The sequence below is a fragment of the Salirhabdus salicampi genome (genome assembly GCF_024259515.1).
Classification (GTDB): domain Bacteria; phylum Bacillota; class Bacilli; order Bacillales; family Alkalibacillaceae; genus Salirhabdus_A; species Salirhabdus_A salicampi.
The window spans coordinates 43,936-56,558 of record NZ_JANBWE010000002.1; the positions used below are offsets into that span (position 1 = coordinate 43,936).

Below are 12,623 nucleotides of genomic sequence, written 5' to 3' on the forward strand. Positions count from 1 at the left end.
AATGTACACGAAACAAGTGATTTCACTTTATTTCAATGGCTTTTTTCGATGAAAGCGTTTTAAAAAAACTTATTGAAAGTCTTGTTTATTGTGATATAAATTACCGTTTTTTATTCGAAAAGAAAAACATGCACAATTTGATGTGCATGTTAATGTTTTTTACTATTTGCTTTTTCATTTTTTAATTTTTCCGGTGTAACGTCTGCACCTGTTTCATCTACGACTTTGATCGACTTCAGTTGGTTTTTAAATGATTTTCTCACATTTTGTAAATATTCTTGTCGCAACGTTTGTTGTTCTTCTTTTTCAGTTTGTGTTAAACCTTCGTTTTTTGCTTTATTTGCCAGTGCATTAATTCGCTCTAATTTGTCTTTGGAAAGCATGTATAATTCTCCTTTTATATAGCGTAAAAAAGCAAGTGTCTATTTGAAAGACCCTTGCATCTTAATATGAGTATATATTATCTTTCATTTTGATCGATTTCAAGTAATTGGTGTTCCTTATACCTACGGTGAACGGTCGCCTTTGAAATATTATACCCCATCCCCCTTAATGTTGTTGCAACTTCGGCAAAGGTTAATCCTTTTTGTTTCAACCGAATGACTTCATCAATTGGAAACTGTTTACGCTCCCGACCGTTTGCCCTATTTACGTTCTCTAAATTATGTTGTGGTTGATAACCATTGTTAACCGCTCTCTTCATTCCGCGTTTTATTTTAACATTATGTATTTTTCTTTGATATTCTTCTACAATCGAGACAATTTGTAAGACCATCGAATCGGAATCAGAGATTTGTAACTGTCCATTGTGTGTACCAGTAAAAATTTGAATACCCAATTTCTGCAGTTGGTGAAGCAAAGCAATTTTGGCGTTTCCTCTACCTAACCTTGTTTCATCTTGAATTAATAATGTATCTGCTTGTCCATCAGCAAACCGTTGCAACATTTGAAAAATGCCTTCTCGTTCAACCTGATAACCGCTCTCTCTTTCTTCTATTACATCTATAACCGTAAATCCATATTCCTCAGCTAAATACGTTAATTCTTCTTTTTGTCTCTTCAATGACGTAGTTTGCTCTTCCTTCTCCGTACTAACGCGACAATATATTAGTGCATTCATGGTGACACCTCTTTTTCATGCTTATGCTGTAATCATTGTAAAGTATAGCATGACGATACTTACACCAAATAGAATTAAAAAAGATAAGTCTGTTTTTGAAAGTTTATTAAACATTTTCCATTCCTCCCACAAATAGAACTTTTGTTCGCATCTACATACCATTATATACGAACACTCGTTCTTGTCAATAGAAATTTACGAACGGATGTTTGTATATTTTATACGTACATGCTATAATGCAAGTAATTTAATATATGCACGAGGTGAAAATAATATGACTAAGCTATCAACTAGGCAACAAGCAATTTTAGATTACATACGAGAGCAAGTACTCGAGAAAGGCTATCCACCTTCAGTACGTGAAATTGCCCAGGCAGTTGGACTAGCATCAAGTTCAACAGTTCATGGCCATCTATCTAGACTTGAACAAAAAGGCTATATCCGAAGAGATCCGACAAAACCCCGTGCTATTGAACTATTACTTGAAGATGTAGAACAAACTGCACCGAAGCAGGAAGCAGCTTTCATTCCTGTCATCGGGAAAGTGACAGCAGGTGCGCCAATTACAGCGATTGAAAACATTGAAGAATATATACCAGTACCAAATCATTTATCCCATGATGAAGATGATTTATTCGTTTTAAACATACAAGGTGATAGTATGATAGAGGCAGGAATCCTGGATGGTGATAGAGTTATCGTACGAAAGCAACAAACTGCCCTAAACGGCGAAATCGTGGTTGCAATGACAGAAGAAGATGAAGCAACGGTAAAACGTTTTTTCCGGGAAGAAAACTACATTCGTCTTCAGCCGGAAAACGCTTCTCTTGAACCGATCATCGTTCAAAACGTTGTTATTTTAGGAAAAGTTATCGGTCTATATCGGGAAATTTATTAAAAAACCAAGAAGTCATATGACTTCTTGGTTTTTTACATATCACCATGTCCCTTTTCTACGAATACAATCACATTGTTATTCAAATCAATGGACCTACTTAATATTTTATAACGATTAATTGGCTCGTTTGTTCGATTTAAAAAGTTAGGCTGAATGTTATACTCAATGATTTCATCACATTGCAATACTGAGTCGCGGTCAACATTATCTAACTTTTGAACAAATGTTTCAGTGACCATCAAAACAGAATTCGTATACTTCTTATGGATTTGCTGCCAATTTATACTCATGCTGACTCCTCCCCTCACCACATTATATGGTGCATCCGGGAATTGCTACATTGATACACCGCTACAAAAAACAAAAAATCCTTTCCGCCATTTGCGGGAAGGATTATAGAGAATCTTTGGATTAAAGGGGGAATGGGATTTTTCCAACATAAATATGCCGATTATAGTGCTGAAATATCTTTTGTAAATATAGTGTTTTCCTTCAAAAAATTTAGGCTGACCTCATTAAACTCTTCATACTTTTCAATATTACAAACATGGCCACATTGATTAATCGTATATAACTTCGAAAAATCCTCATTTGCTACATGACGTTTAATCCCTTTTAAGAACATGTAGTCTTCCGCTCCAGAAATATATAATTTAGGTATACGATTTTTTTGTTCATTAAGGCGGCTATATATATAAACAGAGTCCCTAGCAACTTTAGCCCATCGAATATATGAGGCAGCACCTAATTTTTGCGCTTCACGGATAAAAATATCTCTAGACTTCTTATGATTGTTTTTCGGCATGACAATATGAGCAAATAAAACATAGGGAACCATATAAGGTAGTAGTTTTCGAATAGGTGTGGACAATGACAGCCTTCCTACCATCTCTCCCCACTTCAGCCATTTTCCCACACTTCCTGCTAATACCATTGATTTAAACCTGTCGGGACATTGCATTGCCATATACTGCAGAATAATCGTCCCTAATGATACCCCTATAAAATGTGCTCTTTTAATATTTAATGTATTTAAAAGTTCCACAATTAACTGGCATGTTAAAGAGAGGGTATCATCGTCATGGTGAAAGTCAGCAGATACACCATGACCCGGTAAATCAAGGAGCACTAAGTTATAGTGCTCCTTCATTTCATCGATTTGTTTATAAAAGATTTTATGGTTGCCCCCAATACCATGAACGAAGACAATCCAATCTGAATGTACACTTTTCCTGTAAATGTGATAGTTTAATAGATTTTGTTTTTCTTTTTCCATTGTAACCCCATAATTCTTAGCTGTTTTTAGGCATAAGAAAACTGATTTCCCTTTGCAATAATACGCTTGAGCATCGGTTGATCCATATATAATTCACTCTGGTTACTGCTCTTCAATAATTCTTTTGTATTTGCATTGACGAATGTAATGTTTCTTTGCATATAATTATGAAAGATTTTGAGCGGTTCATTAAAAAGCATTTCTTCTTTGGTCATCTCTCTATTCAAATCGGTTGAAAGCTCTACGTTATTAAAACCTAAATATGCTTGAACTAGATCAGAAATTAACTGGTTAGTCGGTGGGTTCGGGTTCGTAATATGGTATATCTTGTCCCTTTTCGCATGGACTATTGCTGAACTTAATATATCGACTACATAATTGACCGGAACCAGGTTTTGAGTAGTGTCAGGGTCACATAAAAAATGAAACTTATTATGTTGCAATCTTTCTCTTTTTTCGATTCTACGTTTTAGTAACTCAAAACTTTTTATAATGCCATAAAGTCCAAAACTTGTATCCGCCTCACCCGTATTCGAATCACCAATGATAATAGCTGGTCTAAAGATACTGACAGAAAAAGCATTCCGATATTCAAAAGCAAGATGTTCAGCATGGCATTTACTTTCCTCATAATAGTTTACAAATGTTTTATGAAGCGGGTGTAATTCCTCTAATGCAAATTCATCTTCTCCTAATGTGTAAGCCGTACTTACATAAAAGAATTTTTTTATGTTAATTTTTTTACTAAATTCCAATAATCTTCGTGTACCATTGACATTAATATTAAAGGTTTTTTCTCTATCATTTTGATCAAATGATAAATACGCAGCACTATGGTAAACGGTATCAATTTTGTCTCTTAATAAGCTTGTAAGTTCTTCAGAAATACCTAGATTATCGTCTGATATATCACCTTGTAAAATGAATAAATTGTTACGTAATTTTGGCGATATAGATGAGATTAACTTTTCTCCTTTTTTCTCGTTCCGAATAACAGCAAAGACATGATGTCCATTTTCAAGTAATCTTTTCGTTAGTATTTTGCCAACAAATCCTGTAGCTCCAGTTAGTAAAATATTCATTGGTGATCTCCTTAGTAGAATTCATAGTTGAGATAGTCCATCCTCTTATAACATCAATACTATCAGTGTGCATACCGTTTGTCTAACTAAAATTAATGGAAACAAATAGTTTGGAATCATTGCTGCCGTATTCGAATATCTTCATGAGAGGCTCGAAGAAAGGTGACTTTTAAAACGTTCGTAATTTCGGGAGAGAGTTGACATAGTAAACTTCTAAATTGACACAACTTCCAATAAAAAAATCCTTGGCGCAATGTACGCCAAGGATTTTTTTTACTTAATACTGTTGAATATATTGTTCACGTTCCCAAGGGTGTACTTGTGTACGGAACATATCCCACTCAATTTCTTTTGCTTCTATAAAGTGTTCAAATAAGTGTTCACCAAGTGCATTAACAAGAACTGGATCTTGTTTTAGCAATTGAAGTGCATCATATAATGTCGCTGGTAAATCTTGAATTCCATTTCTTTCTCTCTCTGCTTTATCCATTACATAAATGTTACGATCAACAGGAGTTGGTGCATCAAGATTATTTTCAATTCCATCTAGTCCTGCTGCTAGCATAACGGATATTGCTAAATAAGGATTAGCTGCAGGGTCTACACTACGAACTTCAATTCGTGTACCTACTCCTCTAGATGAAGGAATACGAATTAATGGACTTCTGTTACGACCAGACCAAGCAACATAACATGGTGCTTCGTAACCTGGTACTAAACGTTTGTATGAGTTAACAGTTGGGTTTGTCACAGCTGTAAAGCTTGTTGCGTGTTTAATAATACCAGCAATAAACTTATATGCAGAGTTACTTAATTGCTCTTCTCCATTTGGATCAAAAAAGGCATTTTCACCATTTTTAAATAATGACATGTTAGCGTGCATTCCAGAACCGTTTACGCCAAATAGTGGCTTCGGCATAAATGTTGCATGAAGACCATGCTTACGAGCAATTGTTTTAACAACTAATTTGAACGTTTGAATGTCATCACAATGTTTAAGTGCATCAGCGTATTTAAAGTCAATTTCATGTTGACCAGGTGCAACTTCGTGGTGAGAAGCTTCAATTTCAAAACCCATTTCCTCTAATTCAAGCACGATGTCACGGCGGCAGTTTTCCCCAAGGTCAGTAGGAGCTAAGTCAAAGTATCCACCTTTATCGTTTAATTCCATCGTTGGTTCGCCACGCTCATCTAATGTGAAGAGGAAAAATTCAGGTTCTGTTCCAATGTTGAATTTGCTAAAGCCAAGCTCTTCCATTTTCTTCAAGTTTTTCTTTAAGTTATAACGTGGGCAACCTTCAAATGGAGTACCATCTGGATTATAAATGTCACAAATGAATCGTGCTACTTTCCCTTTCTCAGATGTCCAAGGAAAAATAACAAATGTATCAAGATCCGGATATAAGTACATATCTGATTCTTCAATACGTACAAATCCTTCGATAGAAGAACCATCAAACATCATTTGATTGTCTAGTGCTTTGTCTAACTGACTTAATGGAATTTCCACGTTTTTAATGGTTCCTAATAAATCAGTGAATTGTAGACGAATAAACTTTACATTCTCCTCCTGAATTCGGTTTTTTACTTCCTCTTTAGTAAATTTTGTCCCCATTTTATAATCCTCCTATGTGTTTTAATGGAAGAATCGTGATAACTCTCCCTGGATTAACGAAGTTTTATTATGTTTGCCAGCTTGCATTAAGTCTTTCCGCAACATTTCTCTTAACTCTTTGTCGGATAGATCTCTTCGTTCTTCTACAATCACTTCTTCTTTTTGTTGTGCCACACTGTTTTGCTTCTCTTTCATTTCAAACATCGCTTTAATACCAGCTAAGTTTACCCCTTTGTCGATTAAATCTTTGATCTCAAGTAATCGATCGACATCATTGAAAGAAAAAAGCCTGCGATTACCTTTCGTTCTTGCTGGTTTAATAAGCTCGTGTTCTTCATAATACCGTATCTGTCTTGCTGTGAGCTCAGTTAATGAAATCACGATGCTAATTGGAAAGAGAGGCATTGAGCGACGACCTTCATCACTCATTTGTAACACCCCCAAATCTTTACTATATTCACATTATATATAATGTCTCACTTTCTGTCAACACATGTTAGGAAAGTTAACATTAATTGATAAAAAAGAAAGAACAGTTTGATTTTACTGTTCCTTCTGAGTGAATTTTTAAACATGTTTGATTGGCCTAATGGATTTCAGCGCCGAAATAACTGCAATTTTTACATGTTCGTACGTTAATCCCCCTTGAACATATGCGGTATACGGTGGACGAATCGGACCATCGGCAGTAAGTTCTAGACTTGCACCTTGGATAAATGTACCTGCAGCCATAATAACTTCATGGTCATATCCCGGCATATCACTAGGATATGGACAAACGTGTGAGTTAACCGGCGAAGCTTTTTGAATAGCCTGACAAAATTGGATCATTGATTCAGGATCATGAAAGGTTACAGACTGAATTAAATCCGTTCTCTTATCGCTATAGGACGGGTTCGTATGATAACCTAATCGTTCTAGCATACATGCAGTAAAGATTGCACCTTTTAATGCTTCTCCTACTACATGGGGAGCTAAAAATAATCCTTGATACATATCCTGAAGTTGATTTAATGAAGCACCTACCTCTTTCCCTAAACCTGGGGACGTTAACCGGTTCGCACATAGTTCGATTAAGTCTTTACGACCAACAATGTAACCACCTATTTTCGCTATTCCTCCACCGGGGTTCTTGATTAAAGAACCTGCCATTAAATCTGCACCAACATCTGTTGGCTCTAATTTTTCGGTAAATTCTCCATAACAGTTATCAACAAAAATTATGCAATGGGGGGAGATTTCTTTTACAAAACGTATCATTTCTTTTATTTCGTCTACTGAATAAGATGGCCTGTTATCATATCCTTTCGAACGTTGAATGCCAATTACCTTCGTCCGATTGGATATCAGTTTTTGTACCGATTCAAAATCAACGGAGCCATTTTCTTTCAAGGTAGCTTCTTTATATGAGATATTATAATCATATAATGAACCAGTATCGGTACTATCATTACCTACAATTTTTTGTAAAGTATCATATGGCTTTCCCGTCATATACAACAACTCATCGCCAGGACGCAAAACTCCATAAAGTGATGTGGAAATGGCATGGGTTCCAGATACAATTTGCGGTCGTACGAGTGCATCTTCAGTCCGAAATATATCCGCGTATACTTTCTCCAAGACATCTCTACCCAAATCATCGTAACCATAACCAGTGGATTGTTGAAAATGGGTGTCGCTCACCTTATTTTGTTGAAATGCCTGCAACACTTTATGTTGGTTATATTCTACAATTCTTTTTACATATTGATGCTGTTCTGCAACCATTGTTTCGATTTGTTCTGCTAATTGTTCATAGGTATAGTCCATGCTTAATTTATTGCTCCTTTTCGTGAATGAATTGATAAACAGGGTGGTTTGGGTTCACATACCCTTCCAATACAAACGTGTTTTCATGTTCATCAAAAGTTTGACCAATAACAATTGTTTCGTTTTGTAGTTGGTTTAATAATCTTCCCTCATCCGGATTTACCTTTTTCTGATAATATTTCCATTGTGTTTGAATGACTTTTTCAATTTCTGTTTGTAATCGATCAATGTCATGCTCATTTAATGCACTAATTTTAATAAACGGATAAGAATTCGGGACAAAATCAATCATTTTATCCTCTTTATTGTACACCGTTAAAGTCGGAATTTGATCTGCGTTAAGTTCTCTTAATAATTGATTCACCGTCTTCTCATGTTGATGATAATTTGGATTCGAACCATCTACAACATGTAAAATAAAATCCGCCTCTGACACTTCCTCTAATGTCGAACGAAAGGCCGCTACGAGTGTAGTAGGAAGATCTTGGATGAAACCAACTGTATCAGAAATAATTGCTGAAAAACCACCCGGAAGTTGTATTTGTCTTGTTAATGGATCTAATGTAGCAAATAGCTGATCTTCCTCTAATGTCTCACTGCTCGTTAAACGATTAAAAATCGTAGATTTTCCTGAATTGGTATACCCTACAAGCGCAATTTGAAATACTTGATTATCTTTTCTTCGTTTACGATAGTGTCCTCGTTGATTCACTACATTCGCAAGGTGACGTTTGATTTCTGTAATACGCCTTTGAATATGTCGACGATCTGTTTCCAACTTCGTTTCACCAGGACCTCTTGTACCAATTCCCCCACCTAAACGGGAAAGTTCCGCTCCTTTCCCGTGTAAACGTGTTAATAAATATTGCATTTGCGCTAACTCAACTTGCAACTTCCCTTCTCTTGTATTCGCTCGTTGAGCAAAAATATCTAATATTAATTGCGTTCTATCAATAACGCGTACTTGTAAATGATCTGTTAAATTCTTTAATTGACCAGGTGAAAGTTCATCATTGAATACAACAACGTCAATATTTAAGGCATCAACATCCGCCTTAATCTCCTCAATTTTTCCTTCGCCAAAATAAATAGCTGGGTGAATTCTTGACCGTTTTTGAGTGACGGTTTTCACAACATGGCCTTTGGCTGTATTCGTAAGTTCATGCAATTCTTGAACTGATGTTTCAAATTGATCTTCGTTTTTACCTTTAATAAGGCAGGCTGCTAAAAGTACACGTTCCTTGTTCTCCATACTTCTACTCCTTCAATTACGTTTTCGTTTCTGAAAAGATTAAATCGTCTCTTGTAATATAAGTTAAATCAGATACTGAGTATTTCTTCATCGCTACTACACGTAATGCTTGACGTCGAATTGATTGCTCAATTACATTTCGGACGTACCTACCATTTGAGAAGTCAGAAACATAACTAGTTTTCATTTCCCATAAATGGTTACGCAATTTTGCTTTAGCTTCATTAGATAGCCGATATTGTTTTTGTTCAGTAATAATGTGTGCAATTTTCATTAACTCATCAACAGTATAATCACGGAAATCTACAATAATTGGGAAACGTGATTTTAATCCTGGATTCAAATATAAGAACCGTTCCATTTCCTCCGGATAACCAGCAAGGATCAGCACGAAATCTTGATGGTGATCTTCCATATGTTTGACAAGTGTATCAATGGCTTCTTTTCCGAAATCTTTATCTCCGCCTCGAGCTAAAGAGTATGCTTCGTCTATAAATAATACTCCACCTAAAGCCTTTTGGATTAAGTCACGTGTTTTTTGAGCGGTATGACCTATATATTCACCAACGAGATCGGCACGCTCCGCCTCAATGAAGTGTCCTTTAGATAACAAATTCATCTGGTGAAATAAGCTCGCAATTTTGCGAGCAATGGTCGTTTTACCTGTTCCAGGATTTCCTTTAAATAACATGTGAAGCATTTGATGTTCAGTCTTTAAACCAGCTTCCTTACGTTTTCGATTTATCATTACATTTGCGTAAATTTCTTTTATTGTATGTTTTAACGGGTCAAGGCCAATGAACGAAGCAAACGCTTCATCAATAAAAGCAAAGTCTTTTTCCCGATTCAGGTCAGTGGAAACAGATTTCTCTTCATGATGTTGCCGATCCTGTTCCTGCAATATGATGTTGATCTGCCCTTTTTTTCGCGTTTGTAAATCCATGTTTTTCACCCCTTATCTCTACCCATACTATACGTAGTAAATAGGGAGAACGTGACAAACGCCTATAGCAGACAGCTGATTCATTAAAAAACGGATGCTAAGGCATCCGCAGTTTAACTCATTATTCTTTATCAAGTGTAATGTTTTGGGATGGTGCAAACGTTGAAATTGCATGTTTAAAAATAAGCTGTTGCTTACCATCTGTCTCAAGCAATACAGTAAAATTATCGAATGATTTCACAAGACCGCGCAGTTGAAATCCATTCGTTAAGAAAACCGTTACTTGTACCTTATTCTTTCGTATTTGATTTAAAAATTGGTCTTGAATATTTACAGACTGTCCCATGTCATTTCCTCCTCTATTCTATCTATTATTCAGTATTTCGTGATTTTTCCTAGCAATCCTTCTAAATCTTGCAAAATTGTTGAAAAAGTTTTATGAGCCGTTTGTTCTGAAATAGGGTACCAATGGATGTTCATTTTATTACGAAAATATGTATATTGCCGCTTTGCATAGCGACGGGAATTTCTTTTTAACGTATCGACAGCTTCCTGTAATGGAATCTTTCCTTCGAAATAAGGGATAAACTCTTTATACCCGATACCTTGCATTGATTGTACATTATGTAACCCTTGATCATAAAGCCTCTCCACTTCTTGTAGAAGCCCCTCTTCCATCATACTATCTACCCGACGATTAATCCGATTATACAACTCTTCACGCTCCATTTGTAAACCAATTAAAATAGGGGTGTATGGAGAATTTTGTTTTTGATGCTCATGTAATTCTGACATTGTCATTCCGGTTTTTTCGTATATTTCAAGGGCCCGAATAACACGACGTACATTGTTAGGGTGGATTTTTCTTGCTTGTTCAGGATCCACTTTAGCTAAACGTCTATGTATATGGTCAATTCCCTTTTCTTCTAACTCTTCTTCCAGTTTTTCGGTGAAACTTTCATCTCTTTTCTCTTCTGAAAATTGAAAGTCGTATAATACTGATTGAATGTATAGTCCAGTTCCACCTGCAATTATCGGAAGCTTATCCCGCTCATTAATGTCCTTAATATAATTTTGGACCATGAGTTGAAAAGAAGCGACCGAAAATGACTCACTCGGTTCAAGGATATCAATCATGTAGTGTGGAATTCCTTCCATTTCTTCGGGCTTCACTTTCGCCGTTCCAATGTCAAGACCTTTGTAAATTTGCATGGAATCCCCACTAATGACCTCACCATGAAACCTTTTTGCTATTTCAATACTTAATTTCGTTTTACCAACAGCTGTAGGACCTACAACTGCTACAACTGGAATCTTCATTATGTTAATCTCCTACACACACTACATTATGTTTACTATGGTCAATTTGAATTTTTATTATACATGATTTTCTATATTATGCAAAATTTCTATGTTTCATTTCAAGTTTCGGTAAAAACAATACACAAATAACCCCAATTGTTGTTAATAATCCATAAAACAAATACGTTATATAAATGTTATAAACATCCATAATGATTCCACCTAAAATCGAACAAAACCAACAACCAAGTCCGTTTCCTGCTGCTGAGTAAAATGAAACAGCGGTAACTTGGACACTTTTCGGTGATATCATTTTTACATATTGAAGTGCCGCTGGAATAAATAAACCTATTGAAAATCCTTGCATTACTGCTGTCGCAAACACAACCCATTGTGGTGGTTCAATAAAGTATAAATACCACCTTAGCCCAGATACTATGGCAGCTAAAAGAATGATTTTAATAATACCAGCCTTGTGAATGAATGCATCCGCATATCGCATAAATGGCACTTCACTTCCCGCCATTAATAAAAATGCAATTCCAATACCAGCCATTGTTGCACCGAGAGATTCAAAAAATAAACTAAAATAGAAATTGTTAGCATAGATTGGTCCGAACACAAAAAACGTCACAAATAAAAATAAAATGTAATGAGGGACAGTAATTAATTTTTTCAATCCTGTACTTAACTTAGCCCCAATGTACGATTCTTTTTGCTGAGGTATTTGATAAGCGAAATACGTCGCTATCGTTAGTGCCAGCGCAAAAATCAAGAAAATATAAACGGAACCGAAAAGTTCGGAAATTTTCCCAACGACTAATACAGAGACAGAGAATCCTACTGCCCCCCACAATCGTAGAGTTCCATAACTTGTAGATTGATGTTGATGCACAAAACTCGTAACTAAACTATCGGATATAGGCACAATCGCACTCTGGAAAAAAGCCACTGAAATGGCCACAATGAATATCCAAATATAACTCGTATTAATCAGGTAGGCCAAACCACATATGCCAGTTAAAAAAACAGTAATCGTTAAAACGAGTTTGGGTTTCCGAGTATAGTCACAGATGATCCCCCAAAACGGTTGAGAAATAATCATAATAATCGGCCCAACAGACATAATTGTGCCAATTTGCCCTCCTGTTAGGAGTGCCTCATTTTTTAAATATAATGTTAATAAGGAAAATAGACCGCCGAAACTAAAAAATACAAAAAAATAAAAGATGCTAATTGCCCATGTTGTTTTCAAGATGTCTCCTCCATCCGTAAAAGAAAGAACCGATTTCACCTCATAATGAGTAATAAAATCGGCTCAAG

General features: G+C 35.8%; 14 protein-coding genes. 1 reads left to right on the forward strand and 13 read right to left on the reverse strand.

Annotated elements, in window-relative coordinates:
• Positions 1–149: 149 nt before the first annotated feature.
• The gene (locus NLW78_RS06215; protein ID WP_254496151.1) at positions 150–383 is read right to left on the reverse strand and encodes a DUF896 domain-containing protein; all 234 of its coding nucleotides are present in this window, start codon (positions 381–383) and stop codon (positions 150–152) included.
• Between the two features lie 77 nt (positions 384–460).
• Positions 461–1,120, reverse strand: coding sequence for a YneB family resolvase-like protein (locus tag NLW78_RS06220; RefSeq protein WP_254496152.1), 660 nt, complete (start codon positions 1,118–1,120; stop codon positions 461–463).
• 274 nt (positions 1,121–1,394) lie between these two features.
• On the opposite strand from NLW78_RS06220, the gene lexA reads away from it, so the two are divergent.
• Complete coding sequence (gene lexA, locus NLW78_RS06225) at positions 1,395–2,018, forward strand: transcriptional repressor LexA (protein ID WP_254496153.1); 624 nt, start codon at positions 1,395–1,397, stop codon at positions 2,016–2,018.
• 32 nt (positions 2,019–2,050) lie between these two features.
• On the opposite strand, the gene NLW78_RS06230 is transcribed toward lexA, so the two are convergent.
• The 11 genes from NLW78_RS06230 to NLW78_RS06280 all read right to left on the reverse strand — a co-directional run bounded on the left by NLW78_RS06230 (position 2,051) and on the right by NLW78_RS06280 (position 12,555).
• The gene (locus NLW78_RS06230) at positions 2,051–2,308 is read right to left on the reverse strand and encodes a hypothetical protein (protein ID WP_254496154.1); all 258 of its coding nucleotides are present in this window, start codon (positions 2,306–2,308) and stop codon (positions 2,051–2,053) included.
• Between the two features lie 161 nt (positions 2,309–2,469).
• A complete protein-coding gene (locus NLW78_RS06235) occupies positions 2,470–3,294 on the reverse strand; it encodes an alpha/beta fold hydrolase (protein ID WP_254496155.1) in 825 nt (274 codons plus the stop codon).
• A 26-nt stretch (positions 3,295–3,320) separates the two neighbouring features.
• Complete coding sequence (locus NLW78_RS06240; protein ID WP_254496156.1) at positions 3,321–4,376, reverse strand: SDR family oxidoreductase; 1,056 nt, start codon at positions 4,374–4,376, stop codon at positions 3,321–3,323.
• A gap of 277 nt (positions 4,377–4,653) precedes the next feature.
• The gene (gene glnA, locus NLW78_RS06245) at positions 4,654–5,991 is read right to left on the reverse strand and encodes a type I glutamate--ammonia ligase (RefSeq protein WP_254496157.1); all 1,338 of its coding nucleotides are present in this window, start codon (positions 5,989–5,991) and stop codon (positions 4,654–4,656) included.
• 21 nt (positions 5,992–6,012) lie between these two features.
• Entirely contained in the window at positions 6,013–6,420 is a 408-nt protein-coding gene (locus tag NLW78_RS06250; RefSeq protein WP_254496158.1) for a MerR family transcriptional regulator, read from the reverse strand.
• Between the two features lie 138 nt (positions 6,421–6,558).
• Positions 6,559–7,803, reverse strand: coding sequence for a methionine gamma-lyase family protein (locus NLW78_RS06255; RefSeq protein WP_254496159.1), 1,245 nt, complete (start codon positions 7,801–7,803; stop codon positions 6,559–6,561).
• Between the two features lie 7 nt (positions 7,804–7,810).
• Positions 7,811–9,055: a GTPase HflX gene (hflX, locus tag NLW78_RS06260; protein ID WP_254496160.1), complete on the reverse strand. Its 1,245-nt coding sequence runs from the start codon at positions 9,053–9,055 to the stop codon at positions 7,811–7,813.
• A 16-nt stretch (positions 9,056–9,071) separates the two neighbouring features.
• On the reverse strand, positions 9,072–9,998 hold the full coding sequence (locus tag NLW78_RS06265; RefSeq protein WP_254496161.1) for an AAA family ATPase: 927 nt from the start codon (positions 9,996–9,998) through the stop codon (positions 9,072–9,074).
• Between the two features lie 121 nt (positions 9,999–10,119).
• Positions 10,120–10,344 carry an RNA chaperone Hfq gene (gene hfq, locus NLW78_RS06270; RefSeq protein ID WP_254496162.1) on the reverse strand — a complete coding sequence of 75 codons (225 nt, stop codon included), beginning with the start codon at positions 10,342–10,344 and terminating at the stop codon, positions 10,120–10,122.
• Between the two features lie 29 nt (positions 10,345–10,373).
• Positions 10,374–11,318, reverse strand: coding sequence for a tRNA (adenosine(37)-N6)-dimethylallyltransferase MiaA (miaA, locus tag NLW78_RS06275; RefSeq protein ID WP_254496163.1), 945 nt, complete (start codon positions 11,316–11,318; stop codon positions 10,374–10,376).
• Between the two features lie 76 nt (positions 11,319–11,394).
• Complete coding sequence (locus NLW78_RS06280) at positions 11,395–12,555, reverse strand: MFS transporter (protein ID WP_254496164.1); 1,161 nt, start codon at positions 12,553–12,555, stop codon at positions 11,395–11,397.
• Positions 12,556–12,623: the final 68 nt, after the last annotated feature.

Bases quoted from the DNA above. Each gene is read 5' to 3' on its own strand.
- NLW78_RS06215 (WP_254496151.1), bottom strand. From the start codon at position 383: ATGCTTTCCAAAGACAAATTAGAGCGAATTAATGCACTGGCAAATAAA.
- NLW78_RS06220 (WP_254496152.1), bottom strand. From the start codon at position 1,120: ATGAATGCACTAATATATTGTCGCGTTAGTACGGAGAAGGAAGAGCAA.
- lexA (WP_254496153.1), top strand. From the start codon at position 1,395: ATGACTAAGCTATCAACTAGGCAACAAGCAATTTTAGATTACATACGA.
- NLW78_RS06230 (WP_254496154.1), bottom strand. From the start codon at position 2,308: ATGAGTATAAATTGGCAGCAAATCCATAAGAAGTATACGAATTCTGTT.
- NLW78_RS06235 (WP_254496155.1), bottom strand. From the start codon at position 3,294: ATGGAAAAAGAAAAACAAAATCTATTAAACTATCACATTTACAGGAAA.
- NLW78_RS06240 (WP_254496156.1), bottom strand. From the start codon at position 4,376: ATGAATATTTTACTAACTGGAGCTACAGGATTTGTTGGCAAAATACTA.
- glnA (WP_254496157.1), bottom strand. From the start codon at position 5,991: ATGGGGACAAAATTTACTAAAGAGGAAGTAAAAAACCGAATTCAGGAG.
- NLW78_RS06250 (WP_254496158.1), bottom strand. From the start codon at position 6,420: ATGAGTGATGAAGGTCGTCGCTCAATGCCTCTCTTTCCAATTAGCATC.
- NLW78_RS06255 (WP_254496159.1), bottom strand. From the start codon at position 7,803: ATGGACTATACCTATGAACAATTAGCAGAACAAATCGAAACAATGGTT.
- hflX (WP_254496160.1), bottom strand. From the start codon at position 9,055: ATGGAGAACAAGGAACGTGTACTTTTAGCAGCCTGCCTTATTAAAGGT.
- NLW78_RS06265 (WP_254496161.1), bottom strand. From the start codon at position 9,998: ATGGATTTACAAACGCGAAAAAAAGGGCAGATCAACATCATATTGCAG.
- hfq (WP_254496162.1), bottom strand. From the start codon at position 10,344: ATGGGACAGTCTGTAAATATTCAAGACCAATTTTTAAATCAAATACGA.
- miaA (WP_254496163.1), bottom strand. From the start codon at position 11,318: ATGAAGATTCCAGTTGTAGCAGTTGTAGGTCCTACAGCTGTTGGTAAA.